19 protein-coding genes are annotated in these 22916 nt (G+C 53.4%); 8 read left to right on the forward strand and 11 right to left on the reverse strand.

Annotation, left to right across the window (positions count from 1 at the left end):
* Positions 1-4: 4 nt before the first annotated feature.
* The 3 genes from LX66_RS04315 to LX66_RS04325 form a co-directional block, all read right to left on the reverse strand.
* Complete coding sequence (locus tag LX66_RS04315; RefSeq protein WP_145710656.1) at positions 5-2281, reverse strand: TonB-dependent receptor; 2277 nt, start codon at positions 2279-2281, stop codon at positions 5-7.
* Between the two features lie 148 nt (positions 2282-2429).
* The gene (locus LX66_RS04320; protein ID WP_145710657.1) at positions 2430-3614 is read right to left on the reverse strand and encodes a GTP-binding protein; all 1185 of its coding nucleotides are present in this window, start codon (positions 3612-3614) and stop codon (positions 2430-2432) included.
* Positions 3615-3660: 46 nt separating this feature from the next.
* Positions 3661-4068 carry a MerC domain-containing protein gene (locus tag LX66_RS04325; protein ID WP_145710658.1) on the reverse strand — a complete coding sequence of 136 codons (408 nt, stop codon included), beginning with the start codon at positions 4066-4068 and terminating at the stop codon, positions 3661-3663.
* Positions 4069-4171: 103 nt separating this feature from the next.
* On the opposite strand from LX66_RS04325, the gene LX66_RS04330 reads away from it, so the two are divergent.
* From LX66_RS04330 to LX66_RS04350, 5 genes are read left to right on the forward strand one after another with little or no spacing between them, the layout of a single operon-like run.
* On the forward strand, positions 4172-4831 hold the full coding sequence (locus LX66_RS04330; protein WP_145710659.1) for an ABC transporter ATP-binding protein: 660 nt from the start codon (positions 4172-4174) through the stop codon (positions 4829-4831).
* Positions 4828-6048: an ABC transporter permease gene (locus tag LX66_RS04335; RefSeq protein WP_145710660.1), complete on the forward strand. Its 1221-nt coding sequence runs from the start codon at positions 4828-4830 to the stop codon at positions 6046-6048. The genes LX66_RS04330 and LX66_RS04335 overlap by 4 nt, the downstream gene beginning before the upstream one ends.
* Positions 6041-6649: a DUF3299 domain-containing protein gene (locus LX66_RS04340; protein ID WP_145710661.1), complete on the forward strand. Its 609-nt coding sequence runs from the start codon at positions 6041-6043 to the stop codon at positions 6647-6649. The genes LX66_RS04335 and LX66_RS04340 overlap by 8 nt, the downstream gene beginning before the upstream one ends.
* Before the next feature lie 50 nt (positions 6650-6699).
* Positions 6700-7335: an SCO family protein gene (locus LX66_RS04345; protein WP_145710662.1), complete on the forward strand. Its 636-nt coding sequence runs from the start codon at positions 6700-6702 to the stop codon at positions 7333-7335.
* A gap of 8 nt (positions 7336-7343) precedes the next feature.
* The gene (locus tag LX66_RS04350; protein WP_145710663.1) at positions 7344-7775 is read left to right on the forward strand and encodes a Fur family transcriptional regulator; all 432 of its coding nucleotides are present in this window, start codon (positions 7344-7346) and stop codon (positions 7773-7775) included.
* Between the two features lie 14 nt (positions 7776-7789).
* On the opposite strand, the gene LX66_RS04355 is transcribed toward LX66_RS04350, so the two are convergent.
* The 3 genes from LX66_RS04355 to LX66_RS04365 all read right to left on the reverse strand — a co-directional run bounded on the left by LX66_RS04355 (position 7790) and on the right by LX66_RS04365 (position 12987).
* Positions 7790-9511, reverse strand: a complete 1722-nt coding sequence (locus LX66_RS04355; RefSeq protein WP_145710664.1) for a M3 family oligoendopeptidase — start codon at positions 9509-9511, stop codon at positions 7790-7792.
* 187 nt (positions 9512-9698) lie between these two features.
* On the reverse strand, positions 9699-10349 hold the full coding sequence (locus tag LX66_RS04360) for a DUF5606 family protein (RefSeq protein ID WP_145710665.1): 651 nt from the start codon (positions 10347-10349) through the stop codon (positions 9699-9701).
* A gap of 58 nt (positions 10350-10407) precedes the next feature.
* A complete protein-coding gene (locus LX66_RS04365) occupies positions 10408-12987 on the reverse strand; it encodes a lamin tail domain-containing protein (protein ID WP_145710666.1) in 2580 nt (859 codons plus the stop codon).
* Between the two features lie 186 nt (positions 12988-13173).
* Between LX66_RS04365 and LX66_RS04370 the strand changes: the two genes are divergently transcribed.
* Entirely contained in the window at positions 13174-14163 is a 990-nt protein-coding gene (locus LX66_RS04370; protein WP_145710667.1) for an aspartate-semialdehyde dehydrogenase, read from the forward strand.
* 366 nt (positions 14164-14529) lie between these two features.
* Positions 14530-14781, forward strand: coding sequence for a hypothetical protein (locus LX66_RS04375; protein WP_145710668.1), 252 nt, complete (start codon positions 14530-14532; stop codon positions 14779-14781).
* A gap of 95 nt (positions 14782-14876) precedes the next feature.
* Here LX66_RS04375 and LX66_RS04380 read toward each other — a convergent pair whose 3' ends face one another.
* The 4 genes from LX66_RS04380 to uvrB form a co-directional block, all read right to left on the reverse strand.
* The gene (locus LX66_RS04380; RefSeq protein WP_145710669.1) at positions 14877-15539 is read right to left on the reverse strand and encodes a DUF2461 domain-containing protein; all 663 of its coding nucleotides are present in this window, start codon (positions 15537-15539) and stop codon (positions 14877-14879) included.
* A gap of 93 nt (positions 15540-15632) precedes the next feature.
* Positions 15633-16712 carry a porin gene (locus LX66_RS04385; RefSeq protein ID WP_244620291.1) on the reverse strand — a complete coding sequence of 360 codons (1080 nt, stop codon included), beginning with the start codon at positions 16710-16712 and terminating at the stop codon, positions 15633-15635.
* A gap of 388 nt (positions 16713-17100) precedes the next feature.
* Positions 17101-18492, reverse strand: coding sequence for an ammonium transporter (locus LX66_RS04390; protein WP_145710671.1), 1392 nt, complete (start codon positions 18490-18492; stop codon positions 17101-17103).
* A gap of 411 nt (positions 18493-18903) precedes the next feature.
* A complete protein-coding gene (uvrB, locus tag LX66_RS04395) occupies positions 18904-20964 on the reverse strand; it encodes an excinuclease ABC subunit UvrB (RefSeq protein WP_145710672.1) in 2061 nt (686 codons plus the stop codon).
* 139 nt (positions 20965-21103) lie between these two features.
* On the opposite strand from uvrB, the gene LX66_RS04400 reads away from it, so the two are divergent.
* Positions 21104-21904 (forward strand): S1/P1 nuclease, encoded by an 801-nt coding sequence (locus tag LX66_RS04400; protein WP_145710673.1) that lies wholly within the window; start codon positions 21104-21106, stop codon positions 21902-21904.
* Between the two features lie 75 nt (positions 21905-21979).
* Here the strand turns inward: LX66_RS04400 and LX66_RS04405 are convergent, their stop codons facing one another.
* Positions 21980-22903, reverse strand: coding sequence for a PfkB family carbohydrate kinase (locus LX66_RS04405; RefSeq protein WP_145710674.1), 924 nt, complete (start codon positions 22901-22903; stop codon positions 21980-21982).
* Positions 22904-22916 lie beyond the last annotated feature (13 nt).

A 22916-nucleotide genomic window follows, 5' to 3' on the forward strand; every position in this document is an offset into this window, starting at 1 on the left:
CCTTTTACTTCACCACTGTCCACCTCACTCCTAAAAATCCGCGGATCCCCTGGTTAGGCGCATACACGTAGCTGGGATCAAAGGTGAGCGCATAAGGGTTATCCGGCGTAGGCAGCACATTCCCGTCCCGGTCATAGCTAACATGCTTGTCAAATGGATCGAAAGGCCGGGCAATAGCGTCTTTACGCGGCGTAAAATTGAGCAGGTTCTTCACCCCTCCATATACTTCCCAGCCACCGGCAAATCTTTTGGTCAACTGGATGTTCTGCAGGCTCCACACCGGCGAGTTCGCGGGCCGGGGGTCCAGGTCGCCCAGCAGGGGCAGGCGCATAGGCCCGTACAGGTTACCCGTATAATCGATGCTAAGCGCCCAGTTGGGAATGGTGTAGGACACCGTCCAGGTAGCGGCTACCTTTTCCGTGAGCATGGGCCGTTCCTTCACGGTTTTTCCCCCGTTATTCTCCACCGTATACACATCCATCAGCGTAGCGCCGGCCAGCACTTTCAGCGGGAAGGAAAAGGCCAGGTCTGCATTCAGGCTCAGGCCCCGGGAAATGGCATGCCCGTTCAGGTTGCTGTAGATGATGGAGTCCGGGCTGGTATCATAGTCCGGGATGATCTTGTTGCTGAAGCGGGTGTAGAAAGCAGACATATCCAGGCCCAGGAAGGCATTGTTCAGGCTGATCTTCTTCACATAGTTTAGGTTCAGGTTCCAGCTTTTTTCCGGCCGCAGGTCTTCGGTGATCACTACGGTGCGGGCGCCCGTCAGCGCGGCATGATCTTCCGTGAAAACAGACACTACGCGGTAGCCGGTGCCAAAGTTGAGGCGCAGCACATCCTGGTCCGTAGGCGCCCACTTGTAGGCAAAGCGGGGCGTGAAAATGTTGCCATGCACGGAATTATAATCATACCGCATGCCCAGCAGCAGCGTGTGATGCGGGTGCAGTTTGAGCTCATCCTGCACAAACACGCCCGGCAGGTAGGTATTAGTAGCGGAAGGCGTAGCTACGGTATTGTCATTATAATAAGTATAGCGGAAGGGAATACCGGTGAGCAGGTTGTGACGGCCCAACTGCTTGTCCCAGGTCAATTGCGCAAAGGCGATCTTTTGATTGGCCAGGAACCAGGTGTTGCCATAGGCAGAATTCTGGTCATGTATATTAAAGGAGTACTGCAGCATGATCTTTTCCCGCAGGGGCAACTGGTAAGCGCCGATCACCTCCACGCGGTTGGTGCGGATGCTTTCCCCGTAAACACTGTCTGTACCGCGCCAGTGCGAATCCCACTGCATTTGCCCGCCCCAGCGGTCCTCGTAGTAATAACGGGCCGCCAGGGACGCCACCCGGTGATGGCGACGGGGGAAGATCCATTTGTTGAAAACAGAGATGCGATGCTGCAGGGTCACGTCGGTAAAGCCGTCGCCGTTATTGTCCACCGGGTGCTGGTAGTTGAAGTAGTTTACCCCCAGCAGGCCCCGGGCCTTGCCGGCTTTCAGGCGCAGGCCCAGGTCTGCATTATACTCGCGCCAGGAAGTGCTGAACACGTCGGCGGTGAGCGAGGGGGCGGTAGCAGGGTCCCTCGTAATAATGTTAATGAGCCCCGCCACCGCTTCCGAGCCGTATAAGGTGGAGGCCGGGCCTTTCACGATCTCTACCCGCTCTACCAGGCTGTTGGGAATACCCGACAGGCCGTATACGGTAGAAAGGGCGCTCACAATCGGCATGCCGTCTATCATCACCATGGTATAGGGACCTTCCAGGCCATTGATATGGATATCGCCGGTGTTGCACACGTTACAGTTCAGTTGCGGCCTTACCCCGTTTATATTCTGCAGGGCGTCAAAAAGGCTGGGCGTAGGGTTCTTGCGGAAGAACACCGGGGTGTACACATCCACCGGCACGGGGCTTTCCATTTTGGACACCGGCTTCAGCGTTCCGGTCACCACTACCTCGTTCAGGCTGGAAGCGGTGGGCTGCAGCCGCACATCCAGGCGGGTGGTGCCACCAGCCTTCACCTGCACCGGTTGCGCGTACTTTACATAACCCACCGCGCTCACCTGCAGCACATGCCGGCCGGCCGGCAGGGCTGCCAGCTCATATACCCCGGCGCTGTCCGTGACCGTACCGGTCTTCATACCTGTAAATCCAATGCTGGCAAAGGGCACCGGCTTACCGTCCGCCTGCACCGAACCTTTCAGCCGCCCGGTGGAGGCGTTTTGCGCCTGTGCGGCAGTAACGGTCAGCAGGCATAAGCATAGTATCAGGCGTATAGATTTAACCATATCAAATTTTTTCTGCGTTAAAATTATATTTTAAACTACAGTTATTCTAAATTTATTTTTAGGTTAGCCTAAATTTTACCGTGCTCTTGATCCGCTTATTGCCCACCGGGCTTTGAAAAGCACGCTTTTTACTGCCTATAAAAAAAGGTCATAATGCCGGGAACGGGTCTTTAAAAGCATGCCCCTGCTGCCACAGCGCTACTTCCTGCGGGGAGCAACGGCAGGCATCCAGCTCCTGTTGAATGCGCTCCTGCTCCAGTTCCTGCCCAATGATCACGATCTCGTTATAACGGTCTGCAAACACGGGGTGCCAGCGTTGCATCAGTTGCTCATAGTCCGCCCCCTCCATTTGCCAGCGGTGACGGGGAATAGCGCACCACCAGTAGCCCGCCCTGTCTGCCCGTAAGGAGCCGCCGGCCTGGCTCCAGTTCACCGCTACATCCGGCCGGGAGGCCAGCCACAGCAACCCTTTGCTGCGCAGGATGTTGGCGTGCCATGCTTCATTCACATACTGCCAGAGGCGCTCCGGGTGAAAGGGCTGCCGGCTGCGGTATACAAAGGAAGAAATGCCATATTCCTCTGTTTCCGGCGTGTGGTCGGTTTCCAGGGCCGCTATCCAGCCGGCGCTCTGAGCAGTACTTTCAAAATCAAACAGGCCGGTGTTCAGTATCTCCTGCAAAGGCACTGCGCCATTCACCGCCTCGATAATGCGCGCGGAGGCATTGAGCTTGCGCAGCACTGCCTTGAGGGTGTTCAGCAAGGTGGGCGTTACCAGGTCGCATTTGTTCAGCACAACTACATTGGCAAACTCCACCTGTTCCGTAAGCAGGTTCACAATAGTGCGCCGGTCCTCCGCATCGTCCGTCAGGCCCCTGTCCTGCAGCAGCGCAATACTGTTATAGTCGCGGCTGAAGTTATAGGCATCCACCACCGTTACCAGGGTATCCAGGCGACTTACGCGGCTGAGGTCTATACCGTTGCTTTCATCCTGGTAGCAGAAAGTCTGCGCCACGGGCAGGGGCTCCGATATGCCGCTGGATTCTATCAGCAGGTAATCGAACCGCTGCTGCGCTGCCAGGGCGGCCACCTCGCGCAGCAGGTCCTCCCGCAGCGTACAGCATATACAGCCGTTGCTCATTTCCACCAACTGTTCTTCGGTATGGTGCAGCACCTGCTGGTTCTTTACCATTTGCGCGTCTATGTTCACCTCGCTCATATCGTTTACAATGACGGCCACGCGCAACTGCTCGCGGTTGTGCAGCACATGGTTCAGCAGGGTGGTTTTCCCCGCGCCTAAAAAACCGCTCAATACGGTAACGGGTAATTTTTTCATTCGTAAGAAATTTTTGTTGACAGTATCGTGCCTGGATTGATCTTCATTATTTGTTGTGATCGTGGTTACATACTTTGCAGTGCCGGGAGGCCCGCAGGTTCCAGGTATGCGCGGTAATAATGAGCAGCGCGCCGGTGGAAATGAACACCGGCTCCCAATGACCGGCTGCCAGGAAATGCCCGGACAGTAACAGGAGGAAGCCCAGGGCAAACAACAGCAGCGGCCTTACATGATGGTAGCAGTAGCGGTACCCCCTGAACAGCGAGGCCCCGCCTACAAACAATGTAAAGGCCAGCAGGCCGTACTCCAGTTTTTCGTTCTCCAGTATTTCCAGTCCTAACAGGGGCAGTATGGTGACCAGCAGCGGCAGCACGGCGCAGTGTATGGCGCAGATCAGGGAAGCGCCGATGCCCAGCGCATCCAGGTTCAGTTTTCGCAAACGGTTATATGGCATATGATCAGTTTATTTACCTCGCAAAACTATGTATTTTTTGCAACGTTGTTGCAAATAAATTTTTTTTGACTACTTTTACAGCAGCCATCAAATACCAGGTACCATGCTGCAAACCACGCATCTGCAATACCATTACGGGCAGCGGGCATTTACGTTCCCGCCCCTGCAATGCAGCGCCGGGGAGGTGCTGCTGATCACCGGCCCGTCCGGCTCCGGCAAAACCACGCTGCTGCACCTGCTGGCAGGGCTGCTGCTGCCGGACGCAGGAGAAATACGTATAGACGATACTGTTATTAACAACTTACCGGTTGCACAAATGGACCGCTTCCGGGGCAGGCACATCGGCATTGTTTACCAGCAATCCCATTTCATGGCTGCGCTGACGGTGCGGGACAACCTGCTGCTGGCAGCGCGCCTGGCCCGGCAGCCGGCCGCATCCAAACAGGTAGCAGTACTGGCGCGCGCTCTGGGCATCCATCAACTGCTGCGGCAATACCCTGCCCGCCTGAGCCAGGGCGAGCAGCAGCGGGTATCCATCGCCCGCGCCCTGCTGCCGGCGCCCCCGCTGATACTGGCGGACGAGCCTACCGCCAGCCTTGATGATGACAATTGCATGGCAGTGGCCCGGCTGCTGCAGCAACAGGCCCGGCAACAGCAGGCGGCGCTGGTGATCGTTACACACGACAACCGCCTGAAAGCATTATTCCATCAACAAACCGCAATGCCGGAGCCGCAGGCCGGCCTGGCTGCATTACCATTATGATGATCCTTACTATCGCCGTCCGCAACTTATTACACCGCCCGCTGCGCAGCATTACCAGTTGGCTGCTGCTTACCTGCGCCAGCGGCATGCTGGCATTACTGCTGCTGGTACAGGCACAGGCCGGCCGGCAGTTTGAACAGAACGTAGCCGGCATTGACATGGTGCTGGGGGCCAAAGGCAGCCCTTTACAACTGATCCTTTCATCCGTTTACCATATCGATGCGCCTACCGGGAATATCCCCCTGCGGGAGGCGCAGCCCTGGATGCAGCACCCCATGGTGCGCGCCGCCATCCCGCTGTCGCTGGGCGACAGCTACCAGGGCTTCCGGATTGTGGGCACCACTCCTGACTACATCCGCCACTACGGCGGACAGATGGCGCAGGGGCGGATGTTCCGCCATTCCATGGAAGCGGTGCTGGGCAGCGCCGTGGCGGCGCGTTACCACCTGGGCATTGGCGACCGGTTCAACGGCATGCATGGCCTGGGCGCAGAAGGGCATGTGCACGAAGGCCATCCTTACACGGTAAGCGGCATACTGGCCCCGGCGGGTAATGTACTGGACCAGGTGATCCTCACCTCCCTCAACAGCGTATGGGACATCCATGACCATCATCACCAGGAGGAGGAGGAGCACCACACGGAAGCAGGGGAGCCTGCCAGCGACAGCGCCCGCCAGGTAACGGCCGTGCTGCTGCAATTCCGTAACCCGATGGCGCAACTGCAGTTGCCCCGCTGGATCAATACCCATACGCGCCTGCAGGCGGCCGTACCGGCCATCGAGGTGAACCGGCTGCTGTCCCTGATGGGCAGCGGCATACAGCTACTGCGCCTGATAGGCTGGCTGCTGATGGCGCTGGCCGCCTGCAGCATCTTCTTTATGCTGCTGCAATCCTTACAGGAGCGGCGTTATGAGCTGGCCCTGCTGCGCAGCCTGGGCGCCGGCCGCGCGCGATTGCTGGCGCTAGTGCTTACGGAAGCTGCCTTACTGGGAGTGGCGGGCATTGCCGGCGGCTATCTCCTGAGCAGGGGCATACTGGCTGCCCTGCAACCGGGACTGGCGCAGCAGTTCCATTACGTGCTGCAGCACTGGTGGCAGCCCGGTGCCGGGGAAGCCGGCATAGCGCTGCTGGTATTGCTGGTATGCCTGCTGGCCGCCCTGCTGCCCGGTATCCGGGCCTTCCGGCTGAACATTTCAAAAACTTTGTCCCATGCGTAATACCACACAACGTTACCTGCTGCTGGCCGCCGCACTGCTGCTGGTGGCCTGTACCGACCTGTCCCGCTACTGCCGCCATGCCGGCAGCAGTTACCTGCAGCGGTTCCTGCTGCTGCGGGAAGCAGCCCTGTCCGCCCCGGCTTACCGGTATGCCGCGTCGCCCCTGCCATGGCATACTACAACAGCGCCGCCGCCCGACCCTGCTCCTGAGCAGGACAAAGATCCCCGGCCCGTTAGCTGGCGGCAACTGAAAGACGTGGTGTTCAACCGGATCTGGGACGACAAACTGGACATGCCCATGCTGTACCCCCAGTTCAGCCGGGGCATCAAATCCCTGAACGGAGCTTACATCCGCATTTCCGGTTATGTGATACCCCTGGATGTAAAGGGCGGCATCTACGTGCTCTCCGCCAACCCCAATAACGCCTGCTTCTTTTGCGGAGGCGCCGGCCCGGAATCCGTGATGGCCCTGCAACTGAAACCGGGACATCCCCGGTTCAAAACGGATGATTACCTGACCTTTACCGGCCGGCTGCGCCTGAATGAAAAAAATATTTACGAGCTGTATTACAACCTGGACGGAGCGGAAGCAACACAGTAGCGGCCAACTGTTTTTGTCGTACCTTTGCAGGTAATCAACTAGCAGGGCTTATGTCAAAAAAGGCGATATTCTATACTACTTTCTTTGTGCTGCTGACCATTGCTTTCCTGGGATACGCAGGATTCGTGATCATGGACGAAACAGGCAGCTTTTTTGGCAAGGAAAAACTACCCGTGCTGGGTAGCCCGGGCCATACCGTGGGCGGATTTTCGTTTACCAACCAGGAGGGAAAGACCATTACTGATGACGATGTGAAAGGAAAAATATACGTAACGGAATATTTCTTTACCACCTGTACCGGTATATGCCCCAAAATGAACAAGAACATGGAAAAGGTATATGCCGCCTACAAGGACAAACCGGAATTCCGCATCCTTTCCCATACCGTGGACCCGGACCATGACAGCGTACCGGTATTAAAGGCTTACGCCGCCAAACATGGCGCGGACGCCCGCAACTGGTGGTTCCTGACCGGCACCAAAAAAGAGCTGTACAAACTGGCCCGGCAGGGTTACATGGTAGATGACGGCACCTATACCGGCGAGGAAGATTTTGTGCACACCCAGTGGTTTGCACTGGTAGACGGGGAAGGCCGCGTGAGAGGATTATACGAAGGCACCAAACAGCCAGATGTAGATAAACTGATCGGGGACATCGGGCGGCTGATGGAAGAAGAAGCTAATTAAATTTTATCATGACTAAAAATAACAGGGAACAGATCCACCAGTTACTACGCAGCAGTCACCTGAGCGTTACGGAAACGCGGGTGAAGATACTGGATCTGTTCATGAAAAGTAATGGCGCGCTGGAGCACGGCGATTTTGAAAAAAAGCTGCAGGGACAGGCTTTTGACAGGGTAACCATTTACCGTACCCTCCAGGCTTTCCTGGATAAAGGCATTATCCATAAGATACCTACTACAGATACCTCCGTGCGATATGCACTGTGCAAGTCGGAATGCACGGAACATCATCACCATGACCATCACATCCATTTCAGGTGCGAGGAATGCGGCAACACGCTTTGCCTGGACGAGACAGATGTACCTTCCATCACGCTTCCCAAAGGCTATGCCGCGCATAATGTAGAGGTAGTGGTAAGCGGGGTATGTAAACAATGTAAATAGTATACATCTGTATATTAGCCAATCGCCTCCATTTCCTGCTGTACAAAATCCGCCAGCTCCTTCACATAAGCCGGTGAAAAGTCAAAACGGATACCGGCCGTTGCATACAGTTCCGGTAATGTTTTAGTGTTTCCCAGGCTCAGTGCCTTTACATAATTGTCCAGGGCCTGCTGTTTGTTCTCCTTATACTGCTTCCACATGGCAATAGCGCCCAACTGGGCAATGCCGTACTCAATATAATAGAAAGGTACTTCAAACAGGTGCAACTGCCGTTGCCAGCCAATGGCCCGGTAGTTTTCCAGCCCGCTCCAGTCCACTACTTCCGGGGAGAACTCCCTGAGGATGCCCAACCAGGCATCGGTACGCTCTGCCACCGTATGCTGCGGATGCTCGTACACCCAGTGCTGGAACTTGTCAATGGTGGCTATCCAGGGGAAGATGGTGATGGCGCGCTCCAGTTGCTGCCTTTTGGCACGGCGCAGCTCCTCCTTATCACTGAAGAAAATATCCCAGTAGTCCATGGTGAACAGCTCCATGCTCATGCTGGCCACTTCCGCTATTTCCATCGGGTATTCCTTAAAAGCGCTGAGCGGCAGGTGATGGCTCAGGAAGGAATGTACGGCATGCCCGCCTTCGTGCACCATGGTGGTAAGGTCTTTCATCTGGCCGGCCGCGTTCATGAAAATAAATGGCACGCCGGTTTCCGCCAGGGGGCAGTTGTAACCGCCGGGGGCTTTGCCTTTGCGGCTTTCCAGGTCCAGCCGGCCCATTTGCTGCATTACCCGCAGGCAGTTGCCAAAGAAGGGCCCCAGTTGGTCAAAGCAGGCGATGGCCCGGGTGATCAGCTCCTCGCCGGTTTGAAAAGGCTCCAGCGGTTTTACGCCGGCCGGCTCGGCATCTGTATCCCAGGGTCGGAGGGTATCGAGCTGCAGCTTGGCTTTCTGCCTCTCCAGGATGTTCTTTACCAGGGGCAGCATATGCTCTTTTACCGCTGCGTGGAACTGGAAGCAGTCTTCCTTGGTATAGTCAAAGCGGCCCAGGTCTTCAAATTTATAGTCGCGGTAGTTTGCAAAGCCGGCATTTTGGGCTACCTGGTCGCGCTTCCCTATCAGGGAAGTATATAGCTGGTCCAGGGTATCGCGGTCCTGCAGGCGGCGCTCATTGGTTTTGCGGAACACTTCTTCCCGCAGGGCGCGGTCGCTGTTCTCCAGGAACTTGGCGGCCTGTTGCAGGGTGTATTCCTGCCCGTTCACCTCGATGGTCATTTTACCGGACACCACGCCGTACTGCTGGGCCATTACGCTCAGCTCCGCCAGCAGGGGCACGTTCTGTTCGCGGAACAGCTTTACCTGCTTGCGCACGCTGCGCAGGTAAGTGTCATAGCCGGCGCCCAGCTCCTTGGTCAAGGGGCTGTCCAGCAGCTTACGGTTCAGCGCATCTGCAAAGGGCTGCAGCCGGGGCTGTATTTCCATGCAGAAATAAGTGAAAGCTTCTTCGTACTGTTTATTGGTAGTATCGCAGGTCATGCGGATCTGGCGCCAGCAGGCGTCCTCGCTGACCACTGCATCCAGCTCGCTGAGGTCCTTTAACCACTGCTCCAGGTCCGGCACGCTGTTCAGCGGGCGTTGCTGCAGGGCTTCAAAGTAAGGCTGCAGGATTTCCCAGGAGGTAACCGTAAAGTTCTCCGGCAAAAATTTGCGGGGTTGTTTCTCAATATTTGCGTTTAATGTATCCATCTTACTAAAATAAAAAATTCCAAGCATAACGCTTGGAAAGAGAGGGGAAGAAATGATAAATGTAAAATTTCAAATGTAAAATGTAAAAGTTGGTAGCTATGTTCTATTAAGACTGTAAAGCTGTATTAAGACATGTCCTCCAACTTTTACATTTGAAATTTTACATTTATCATTTAATATTCTTCTATTATTCTTCCGTCTTCTTCTTACGGGTGGTTTTCTTAGGTGCAGCTTCCCCTTCAGGCGCTTCTTCCTTCTTAGCCCTGGTTTTTTTGGCGGGCTTTTCAGCAGGAGCGTCGCCGGCGTCCGCCGCTGTTGCCTCTTTGGCGGCAGCTTTCGGCGCTTTGGCCTTTTTGGCCGGCTTTTCCGCTTCAGCGGCCGGCTGCTCTGCAGCAGGTTCGGCAGCAGGCGTTTCCGCTGCTTCTGCTGCTTCTTCGCCATCCGCCAGTATCTCGTCAAATTTCAGCAGATCATTGGCTTTGAGGATGGCATACCATTTTACCATCTTCTTCATATCGCTTACGTACACCTTTTCTTCGTCAAAAGTGGGGTACACGTTCCGGAAATAAGCTTTGATCGCATTATTATCCCTGGCGTCTGCCAGCGGAAATTCAGTTTCCTTTTCCTGCATGGCCTTGAAAACGGCGGCAAGATTTACATTATCACCAGTGGTAAATACTTCAATACTTTCCAGCGGGGTAAAGTTATGGACGCGGGATGAAACAAAACGGGTGCTTTTGTCCTCCAGGGAACGGACAATAGCGCCATCCTGTTTACTGGCTATTAATTGAAACAAACCGCCTAAACCGGTCACTGCAACAATTTCTCTGTACTGCATGTTCAAATTTTTAGGAGCGCAAATATAAAAAATTAAATTAAGTCCTGGTTCCTACCTCCTAACTCATCCTTCTTACCAAAGCTACCGGCAGCTTCCAGCGCTTTATCCTTCCCTCCAGGTCAAATATTTCAGTAAAAATAATATATATACCGACAGGCAACAACTGTTTATTTTCCCCAAGCCCGTCCCAGATAATAGTATCCTCATTGCCCAGCACACTATTGCGCAGCAATTGGCGCACCGGGCGGCCCTGGGCGTCGAATACGGTGATGTTACCAATAAACCCGGGCCGGGGCAGGCGGCAGGTAATAACGGCCATATCCTCCATGCCATCGTTATCCGGCGAGAAAAGGGCCGGCTGTACCGTAACCTCCCCCGGCAGCTCCTGCAGCAGCAGTTGCTGGGAGTTCGGGCTACCCGGGGTGGCATGGCCGGCGGTGGCGGCGGCGGCATGCCAGTTGTGCGGGTCCTGCGCAGGCCGTTGGAAGCTGAGCCGCTCCAGGGACACGCCTTTGGCATTGTCTGCCAGCGGCAGTTGCATATCCGGCGAGTAGAACATGATATCCACCCTGCGGCCGGCTCCGTTATACAATGCCAGTGTGCCTCCTTCATTGGGAAATGCGGGCAGGGCGGGCACCTGCAGTATATTATCAAATGCCTTGCAGGTATAGTAACGGCACAAGGCGGCCGGATCGCGCGTAAGGGCCAGGTACTGCCCCGGCAGCAATAAGCCGCCGGCTGTGCCTACCGCCATGCTGCTGCGCGGAAGGCTATCCTCGTCCAGCAGGGCGATATACAGTTGCTGCAGGTCAATGGCCCGGGCGCCGGGATTATGTATTTCCACGAATTCCGGGGCAGGTGAGCGGGCATCAAACAGCAGCTCGCTGATCAGCACCGTGCCGCTATCCGGCGCTGCTGCCCGGGCCAGGGTGGCAGTGGCGGTTACAGGTACGCCTTTACAGTCTGTTGGTCCGGCCATTTCCAGCGTGTACACGCCTTCCAGGCCCAGGGGGTTGGATAAATGTAGTTGTACTTCCTGGAACAAGGGTGACAACGGAACCGCCCTGGCAATGCTTACCGGGCCGGGCAGGAGGCGGTACCCGGCCGATTGGGCCGCCTGCGCGCTATCCAGTGCATGACTGAAGCGCAGCAAAATAGTTGCGCTATCCTGCAGGGAGGCATGTTCGAGGCGGGGCACTGTAGTGTCCCCGGGCCCGGCCACGGAGTTCGGGCGGCCCGGCGTGCTGCCGGCAGGGTCCAGCGCAGCACGCCAGTTGGCCGCACCGGTGCAGGGTGCTGCCGCCGATATCATTTCCAGGCTCCAGCCACCGTTTTTCTTCTCCTCATCTCCATACCAGTTCTTATTATAAGCCACGGCGTGCATCACCGCGCCGTCTGCGTCATATAGCATCAGGGTATCGGACTCGTTGTACAATGCCGGGAAACGATCCAGGCCTAATACTGCGCCGCTGCCGGCAAACAGGTCGGTCATCTCCTTCCGGCAAAGCAGCACCAGGCTGTCCGGCTCCAATTGGCAGGCCGGCAACCTTACCGTTCCTCCCCTGGTACGAAGCTGCCAGTCCCTTAGCTGCACCGGGTAGGCGCTGGTATTCCGCAGCTCCACGAACTCGGCCAGCAGCGGTCCCGGCGCCGGCTCCGGGTCCGGCAGTATCTCCTGGATCAGCACTTCATAAGCGCGGGGCCGGTAAAAGAGGAACCGTAGGGCCGCCGCGCGCATTTCGTTACCAGCCACATCCCGCACACCCGCCACCTGCAGTTGCAGGCTATCCCCGCCGGGAAAAGGCGCTGCAAAGAACAGGTGCACGCCGGCACCTTCCAGGGCTACCCGTACCGGGTGTGCCGCCGTACCGCTTAGCTGGTAGGCAGCAGTGGCCAGGGCGGTAACGCTGTCTACCGGTTCGGAGAACTGCAGCAGCAGCTCCCGGTCGCCCAGCACGGCCAGCGATACCGGCGCCGGGGGCAGGGTATCCTTTACCAGCCGGGCCACCTCCACTTCATCAAAAAAATGCTTCCGGAAAAAGCTGGCGGTAGACTGGCGAACCACGATCCCGTAGCCCGGCGCAGCGGCAATGCTGCTGTCTGTAACGCCGCCCACAGGCACATAATGCAGTCCCGTGCCGGTGCTGTCTGTCCACAGGCGCCAATGGTGCGCCTCGTCGCAGGTTACCCTGACCTTCAGAACGGAGGCGCTCCTGTTCGTAAGGCCATCCCGCCCGTCTATCAGCAGGCGCTCCCGGTCGGCAGGAGTGCAGGCATAGAGGCATACCTCGTCATTTTTCCCGCCAATGCGCACAAAGCAGCCGGACAGGCCGGGGTGTAGCAGTGCACTGCTGTCCGCCGCCAGGAACACATCCACGTAATTATTGGACGAGGTGTTGAAATCCAACTGCATCCACCATTCCCAGGCAGCAGGGAGGGAGATGCCGGCAGGCGTCCATAACCAGAAACGGCTGTTGGTTTGCAGGCAATTACTCTGCAACATCCCGTTGCTGACCTGCCAGGCCGTATCCGTACCCTGCCAGGGAACCGGAGGGGCATTAAAATGCTCAACGATCTGAGAATGAGAGAGAGAAGAGAAGCACAACTGCAGCACCGCCATTACGGTGAGCACTCGCATAAAAATAAATGGTTGGTTGGGCTGCGAATATAAAGAATTACGTAGTATTTTTGCGCTTCCAAAAATTCAAAATGTAAAAAACAAATTCCATTACAAAATGAAACCGGGCATGAGAGACTGCTCCTGTTCAGGGAGTATTAGATGCACGGTTCCATCTGATTACTAAAAAATCAAATATTATTCCAGATGAAAGTTGCCGTAGTAGGAGCTACCGGACTGGTAGGCTCAAAAATGTTACAAGTGTTAGCGGAAAGAAATTTCCCGGTTACAGAACTGATTCCTGTAGCTTCTGAGAAGTCTGTTGGTAAGGAAGTAACATTCAAGGGCAAACCATATAAGGTGGTAAATGCTGATACGGCCATTGCTATGCAGCCGAACGTAGCCCTGTTCTCCGCCGGCGGCAGCACTTCCCTGGAATGGGCCCCCAAATTTGCCGCAGCCGGCATTACCGTGATCGATAACTCCAGCGCCTGGAGAATGGACCCCTCCAAAAAACTGGTAGTACCGGAGATCAACGGGAAGGCATTAACCCCCGAAGACAAGATCATTGCCAACCCCAACTGCTCCACCATACAAATGGTGCTGGTGCTGAGCCCTTTGCACGAAAAATATAAAATAAACCGCGTGGTGGTATCCACCTACCAGTCTGTAACCGGTACCGGTGTAAAGGCGGTGAACCAACTGATGAACGAGCGCAAGGGCGTGAGCGGCGAAATGGCATATACTTATCCGATAGACCTGAATGTTATACCGCAAATAGATGTATTTCTCGATAACGGCTACACGAAAGAAGAGATGAAAATGGTAAACGAGACCAAGAAGATCATGGGAGATGATCATATAGCCGTTACCGCTACTACTGTTCGTATACCCGTAATGGGAGGACACAGTGAATCCGTGAACATTGAGTTTGAAAAAGAATACGAACTGGATGAAGTTCGTAAAGCATTGGCAGCAACCCCGGGTGTAATTGTGGTAGACGACCCTTCCCGCCAGCAGTACCCAATGCCTAAGGATGCACATGAAAAAGACGAAGTATTTGTGGGACGTATACGCCGTGATGAAACACAGCCTAAAACGCTGAACCTGTGGATAGTAGCGGATAACCTGCGTAAAGGAGCCGCCACCAACGCAGTACAGATAGCAGAATACCTGCATCAGCAAAAGTGGATCTGAGCCGGGTAAGCGGAAGCAGTTCCTGCATGGAATGTGTTTTCGTATAACCGGTATTGTGCCTGCCGCAGTAACCCCTCAGATTGGGCTGCGGACTTTCATACATGCATATACGATTTTTCAGTATAAGTAATTGAAAGTCCCGGCATTACGCCGGGACTTTTTAATTAAATATCAACAATGCAAAGCACTGTGCAATTAAAAATTACACGGAAGTAGTATTGATTACTGCTGTATAAAATTGGATTTTGGTATCATAATCCTATGCCGACTTGCTTCTATGAAACTAAACCAATTTTATGCCAATATTAGAGAGAGTGCTATGCAGCAACCGAATATTTTGTCTAATCTGTAAACACCCTTAATCCTATGAAAACCAACACCAATCGCGAGCTATTACTGATGCACAAATTCACGGAAGAGTGGAGCAGCAACTTCTCTTCACAGGTATCCCGCATCATGAACATTGTTGATCAGCAGGACACCCTGGACGGTATCATTCCTATCATCGAGGTAGCCAATGTTTACAACCAGCGTTTTGCGCATACCAGAACGGACAAAGAAAACTTATTGAAGAACCGTAAAGCCCGCCCTTTTGAGTTTTTGATACACAAGAATTAATTTAAGGGAAAAACAGAAGAGATTGAATGAAGGAGAAAAGGCTGGCGCCTTTTCTCCTTTTTCTCCGGATGTAGTATGTACACGCAGGCACCTGCTTATTCATGCAGCGCCCTGTCGAGGAATTTTACAAAAGGCTGCATCACGGCAAATACCTTCAGTATTTCGCGCACCAGCGCAGGTTGCATGCAGGCTTCGTCTGAAAAACTGTGCCACACGGTAAAGCTTTTCAGCTTGAGATACGCAATGGCAGGGTTATCCGGCTGATAGCCCTGCGGCACTGTCTTCAACGCCTCCCCCTCTATCTTTCCAAAATATTTTATGAAGTCCTTGTTGCTGATGATCTGCTGGAACTCGGGAAAGTTGTAATCTATTTCCTGCCTTACTTTTTTCAGCACGTCCGCAGCAGGCATCCATATGCCGCCGCCGGCAAAGCTTTTGCCACCAGGCTGCAGGTGGAAGTAGTAGCCCGGCCTGGGTGATTTACGGCCGCCCGGTGAAAAGGCGGCGCCCATATTCGCCTTGTAAGGCGTCTTGTCTTTTGAGAATCTAACGTCTTTATATATACGAAAAACACAGTCCTTTACCTGTAGCCCGGTAATCTCGTTATCCTGCCTGGCCAGTCCGTCTATCAACTGCTGCACCATGCTTTCATAATCCGCCTTCGCATCCAGGTAAGCAGGCTTGTGCTCGTCAAACCATTCCTTATTATTATTTTTTTCCAGGTTTTTCAGAAATTTCAACGTGGTGGCCTGCAGCATGCTTTGTAGGTTTTAGCGTACAATATAGCAAAAAATACGTACGTATATACATACGTACGTATTGCTTTTCTTATATGAGCCGGGGGCTTAATCTCAGAAGTGATACACTGCTGCCAGCAGCACATTGGAAGTAGTGCCGGTCGCTTCGCCGGAATGCTTGTTGAAGATATCCCTGGAAGCGTTGTCGATCCTGAATTCCGGCATAATTACCAGGTTGCCGGTCTTATAGCTGAAGGTAAGGGTACCGGCCATGATCCTGCCGCCTTCCGTTGCGCTGGCAAAAGTTTTCAGGCGGTCCTTGTCATCAAAGTATTCTCCCCGGAGCGTAAGGCCAAAATCTTCGGTGAAATCCAGGTTGACATACAGCGCAGAGCCCCACCATTTGGCGCTTTCGGGCTCTTCGCCGTTGCCATTTTTTTCGATCGTATTATGGTAGCGGCTGTAGGTGCCGTTGTATCCCAGTCCCAGCACTGAATTTACCTGGTAGGTGGCTACCAGGTCCAACTGGTGGTTCTGGATACCGGCCGTGTCTTTTCCGCCCAGGTAGTTGAGGTACAGTTTCAAGGGCGCTTCCGTGGGCGTAAAGCCTACCTGCGCGCCAATATATTTATGATCGCTGAAGTCAACGGATTTCAGATCTGTAGGATTGAATACGCCTACCATGGCGCTCAGGTAAGGCGTGATCGCATAATCCACTTTGGCGCCCGTGCTGAAGAAGGGGCCGTTGCTGAACATGTAGCTCATGCTGTAGTTGCGGTTCAGGTAAGCATCTACCAGCTCATAGCCTACGTGCGTGGCAAAGCTGCCCAGGCTGATCTTGATCTTGTCCGTAGCCTGGTAGCCTACATACAACTGCTTGATGGCTACTGCCAGGCCGTTCTTGCTGTCCACCACATCGTTGTAGGAAAACTCCGCGGCACGCCGGCCAAAGCCCAGATCCGCTACGATGCTTCCTTTCTTGAAACCGTGCTCCACTTTCAGGGATACCATGCCCAGCTCGAAGGAATTATGTGAATTGGTAAAACTGGTCTTGTTGTCCGTGAGGTTCCTGTTGAAGTTATACTTATAATACACATCCGCCGAACCGGATAATTTAAAAGCTTCCTGTGGCTGTGTGGTGTCCGCTGACTGGGCGAAGGCAGCAAAAAAAATACAGGCAGCGAACGTAGTCATAATAAATTTTTTCATCCGTTTAGGTTTTACTTTTTCATTGACACATGAAGCCCCTGTAGCGTCATCATTGCTTTCAATGACGCTATCTTTATGAATAAAATAATCATCACCAATGCCCCGGTGCTAAATGACTATTTTATTCATGACGACTTCATATAATGAAAAATTTGGTTGATAAAATGGTGTGGAACTCGAATCTTCTGGTGCTACCTTTCTTTTGCTTGCTTTGGGTATGCCCCCCTGGGGTCATTTAATAATTAATAATGAATAATTAATAATACTGGACATAACTGTTTCCATGAAACATGCTTGTAACGACTATTAATTATTCATTATTAATTATTAATTTTTAAATGTTGAAACTGTATTGCTTACTTGATAGATTATACTACTGTTGTACAATGCCTTCTTCCCGGAGCGTGCCCTTACCATTTACGCTCAGCGGCGCAGGATGGTAATGCTCGTTGTGCTGGGAAGCATCCAGGCCCAGTACTTCTTCCTCGTCGCTTACACGCAGCGGGTGGATGAAGTTGATCAGCTTGAACAGCGCGTAAGAAACGGTGAAGCTGTAGGCCACTACCAGCAGCATACCCAGCAACTGGTTCTTGAACAGCTCAAAGTTGCCATAGAACAAACCGTCTACGCCGGCGCTGTTGATAGCGGTAGAGGCAAACACGCCGGTGAGCAGCATACCGCTCATACCACCTACACCATGGCAGGGGAATACATCCAGTGTATCGTCAATGCTGGTTTTGGATTTCCAGTACACCATCAGGTTAGATACAATAGCGGCGGCAAAACCGATGAAAACACTTTGCGGAACAGCTACAAAACCGGCGGCAGGCGTAATGGCCACCAGGCCTACTACAGCGCCGATGCAGAAGCCTAAGGCTGAAGGTTTCCGACCACGGATCACATCAAAGAATACCCAGGCCATACCAGCGGTGGCGGCTGCCGTATTAGTAACTGCAAAGGCGGAAACAGCCAGTTGGTTGGCAGCTACTGCGGAGCCGGCGTTAAAACCGAACCAGCCAAACCACAGCAATCCGGTACCTATCAATACGAAGGGAATATTGGCAGGCTGCAGCTCTTTCTTTTCAATATGATCTTTCCTGCGTTTCAATACCAGGGCGCCAGCCAGGGCGGCACAACCGGCAGAGATATGCACTACGGTGCCACCGGCAAAGTCCAGTACGCCCATCTTGAACAGGATGCCTTCCGGGTGCCAGGTCCAGTGCGCGATCGGCGCATATACAAACAGGCTGAATAATACCATGAATAATATATAGGAGGTGTACCGGATCCTTTCTGCCGTAGCACCCACCACCAGCGCAGGGGTGATAATGGCAAATTTCATCTGGAACAGGGCAAACAGCAGCAAGGGAATAGTAGGCGCTGCAGCCCAGGGCTCTCCTGAAGGTACCCCCTTAAAGAAGAAAAAGGTAGCGGGGTTACCGATCAGCCCATTTACAGAATCACCAAATGCCAGGCTAAAACCAACTACAACCCATAATACGCTTATAAGCCCCGTGGCTATAAAGCTTTGCATCATGGTATTAATGACATTCTTCCGGTTTACCATACCTCCATAAAAGAAGGACAGACCGGGTGTCATTAAAAACACCAGGGAGGTGGCCACTAATATCCAGGCCACATCACCGAAGTTGTACTTACCGGCATCATCAACAAAATTGGCGGCTGTCGGAAAAAACATACCAATTATTGCTATAACGGCCAGAAAAATGAAAGGCAGGTAATCCTGAAAGGCAGTTTTCTTCATAGCGTATAATTTTAAATTTCTTGCAATAAAAGTATCTATTTAATTCAATTGCTCAAACAAAAGCACATAAAAATAGAAATGATTGAATAAAAACAGGCAATATTGACATAAAATCAACTAAATTATTTTTATCTATAATATGATTTTGATTTGGAGAAAGATCAGAGGCGGGAATTTAGCAAAAAAGACTACGTAAGTAGTTAGTTATCAACTTACTACTTAGCGGTAAAATTTACGTTTAACAATTTTCTAACACAGCCTGCGGGCATGCTACAGGAAGCCGGGGGAAATGCTTGTAACAAACAATATATCAATAACTAATATATTCAATTCTATATGTTGTATCTTTTGGGAATCGTATATTGAGATGATATATTGTAAATAATTAAATGTGAAAAATGGGTAAAATCGCTAACCGGCCTGTTTCATTTCCTCCAGCTCCCGCTGCAGGGCAAACATCTGGTCACGCAGGCGGGCAGCTTCCATAAAGTCCAGGTCCCTGGCAGCTTTCTCCATATCTTTCTTAATGCGGGCAATGGCCTTTTCCAACTGCGGGATGGTCTTGGCCGTAGCCACCTCCCCTTTGGCGTATGTCATAGCATCTTCGGCCACCAGTGAAACCTCCTCATGCACGGCGTAAGGCGAACGCTCGTCAAAGCTCTTGATCTCCAGCACAGACGTTTGCCCCATGATCTGCTCTATGGACTTACGTACTGTCCTGGGTACAATATGATGCTGGGTATTGTAAGCGATCTGCTTTTCCCGGCGGCGGTTGGTCTCATCGATGGTGCGCTGCATGCTCTCGGTGATCTTGTCTGCATAAAAGATCACCAGGCCGTCCACGTTACGGGCGGCGCGCCCGGCGGTCTGCGTCAGGGAGCGCTCATCGCGCAGGAAACCTTCCTTATCGGCGTCCAGTATGGCTACCAGCGATACCTCCGGCAGGTCCAGGCCCTCACGCAGCAAGTTCACGCCCACCAGCACGTCTATTTTACCCAGGCGCAGGTCGCGCAGGATCTCCACCCGTTCCAGGGTATCTACTTCGGAGTGGATGTAGCGGGACTTAATATTAATACGATGCAGGTACTTATCCATTTCCTCCGCCATGCGCTTGGTCAGGGTGGTCACCAGCACGCGGTCGCCTTTCTGTACCCGGCGGTCTATTTCATCCAGCAGATCGTCCACCTGGTTCACGCTGGGCCTTATTTCAATGGGAGGGTCCAGCAGCCCGGTAGGCCTCACCACCTGCTCTACCACCACGCCTTCCGTCTGCTTCAGCTCATACTCGCCGGGGGTGGCGCTTACAAACACCACCTGGTTCAGCAGGTTCTCGAACTCGTAGAAGTTCAGCGGGCGGTTGTCCATGGCAGAGGGCAGGCGGAAACCAAAATCCACCAGCGTGAGCTTGCGGGAGCGGTCGCCGCCATACATGCCGCTGATCTGCGGGATGGTCTGGTGACTTTCGTCCACTACCAGCAGGAAATCCCTGGGAAAATAATCCAGCAGGCAGAAGGGACGGGTGCCCGGCAGGCGCCGGTCCAGGAAGCGGGAATAGTTCTCGATACCGCTGCAATAGCCCAGCTCGCGGATCATTTCCAGGTCATAATTTACCCTTTCGCTCAGGCGCTGGGCCTCCAGGTGCTTGCCCTGGGAACGGAAATACTCCACCTGCGCCAGTAATTCGTCCTGTATCTCGAAAATGATCTGCTGCATCATGTCTTTGGGCGCCAGGTACAGGTTGGCCGGGAATATGGCTGCATTTTCCATGGTGCCTATCCGTTTACCGGTAGCGGTGTCGAAGCTTTCTATCTCCTCTATTTCATCGCCGAAAAAGGTGATCCGGTAGCCATAATCCACATAGGGCAGGTTAATGTCCACCGTATCGCCCTGCACCCGGAAGGAGCCGCGGGTAAAATCCGCGGTGGTACGCATGTATAAGGAATTGACGAGGCCGTGCAGCAGGGTATTGCGGCCGATGGTCTGCCCCCGGTGGATACGGAGTATCCCGTTCTCCAGTTCGGTAGGGTTACCCATACCATATATACAGGATACGCTGGCCACTACAATAATGTCCCGGCGGCCGCTCAGCAGGTTGGAAGTGGCCCGCAGGCGCAGCTTGTCCAGCTCGGCGTTAATGGACAGGTCTTTTTCTATATAGGTGTCGCTCACGGGCATATAGGCCTCGGGCTGGTAATAATCATAATAGGATACAAAATACTCCACGGCATTTTCCGGGAAGAATTGCCGGAATTCGCCGTACAGTTGGGCTACCAGGGTCTTGTTGTGGGTAAGCACCAGGGTGGGCTTCTGGATATTCTGTATCACATTGGCCATGGTAAATGTCTTACCCGAGCCGGTCACCCCCAGCAGGGTCTGAAAGGGCTCTCCCTTTTTCAATCCTTCTGTCAACTGTCGAATGGCTTCCGGCTGGTCCCCGGCGGGCGGATATGGCGAATGTATCTTAAATGGCATAATGGCGTACGGCGCTTGTTGTAACCGCAATTATCAAAATTACGAAATTGGTAGCTTTCCTGCTTGCGGGCATTGTTAAAATACAAATGCCCGGAATTTGAGCGCCTAATTTTGTCTATCTTGGTCCTTTATTTTTTGTATGCGTCCCGTTTTCTTTTACCGTCTTTTACTGGGCATCCTGCTGCCCCTGTTACCGCTCTCCGGCTATTGCTGGGGACCTACCGGCCACCGCGTGGTGGCGGAAATAGCCAGCCATCACCTTACGCCCAGGGCCCGCAAGGCCATTGAGGCGCTGCTGGGCCGCCAAAGCCTGGCTATGGTGTCCAACTGGCCCGACTTTATTAAATCCGATACCACCCACCGGTATGATCACACCTCCCGCTGGCATTACCTGGATTTTCCTGCGCACGCCAGCCGGGCAACATTTGACCGCATCCTGCAGGCGCAAACGGGGGAGAACCTGTACACACAAACACAGGCGCTGATACAGCAGCTAAAATCATCCTCCACGCCCCGGGCGGAGAAAGTGTTTGCGCTGACCTTCCTGGTGCACCTGCTGGGAGACATGCACCAGCCCCTGCACGTGGGCCGGGATGAAGACCAGGGCGGCAACAGGATCACGGTGTACTGGTTTGACCGGGCCACCAACCTGCACCGGGTATGGGATGAGCACCTGATCGATTTCCAGCAGCTCAGCTATACGGAATATGCGCAATGGCTGGATATAGCGCCGGCGGCTACTGTACGCCGGCTGCAAAGCGGCAGCATAGCGGACTGGATGTTTGAATCGCACCTGCTGGCGGATGAAGTATATGCAAAAACCAAAAAGGGAGACAAGCTCAGCTACCGTTATAACTACTGGTTCCAGGAAAGCCTGAACCAGCAATTGCTGAAAGGGGGATTGAGGCTGGCAGCGGTGCTGAATGAAATATTTAAATAAATTCCAAATCCCAAAATCCAAATCCCAAATTGGTAGCAACGCGCCTGGGATTTGGATTTTGGAATTTGGAACTTTCTACACAAGGTCTATATCAAAATTCACCAACTCCACAAACTGTTCCAGGCGGGCGCTGATATCTTCCTGTGTGATCTCACGGAGCCGGCTGACGCCAAATTTCTCGACGCAGAAGGAGGCCATGGCAGACCCTACGATAATGGCCGTTTTCATATTCTCAAAGGAAATATCCTTGGTTTTGGCCAGGTGGCCTATAAAGCCGCCGGCAAAGGTATCCCCGGCGCCGGTGGGGTCAAATACGTCTTCCAGCGGTAATGCCGGGGCAAAGAACACATGGTTCTCGTGGAACAGCAGCGCACCGTGCTCCCCTTTCTTAATGATGAGGTAACGCGGACCCATGGTCAGTATCTTACGCGCCGCCTTTACCAGGGAATACTCCCCGCTCAACTGGCGGGCTTCCCCATCATTCACCAGCAGTACGTCCACCATGGTCAGCACCTTTTTCAAGTCATCCAGGGCGGTTTCCATCCAGAAGTTCATCGTATCCAGCACGATCAGCTTGGGGCGCTCCTGCAACTGGTTGATCACGCTGATCTGTACCTGGGGGGAAAGGTTGCCCAGCACCAGGAACTCACTGCCCTGGTAGCTTTCGGGGATCACCGGCTGAAAATCGCCCAGTACGTTCAGCTCCGTTACCAGGGTATCGCGGGTGTTCATATCCATGTGGTACCTGCCGGCCCAGTAAAAGGAAGGGCGGTCCTTCATAATCTGTACGCCGTCCAATGCCACTCCCTTGGCAGCCAGGGCATGCAGATCGGCCTGCGGAAAATCACCGCCTATAACGGATACCTGGTTAATGGGCTGCACGAAATTAGCAGCAGTCCAGGCAATAAAGGTGGCAGAGCCACCAATGATCCTTCCTGATTTCCCGAAGGGCGTTTCTATTTCATCAAACGCCATGGAGCCTACGACAATGAGCGACATATTTGCTTGTTGG

It is taken from the genome of Chitinophaga japonensis, from assembly GCF_007830125.1.
GTDB classification, from domain to species: domain Bacteria; phylum Bacteroidota; class Bacteroidia; order Chitinophagales; family Chitinophagaceae; genus Chitinophaga; species Chitinophaga japonensis.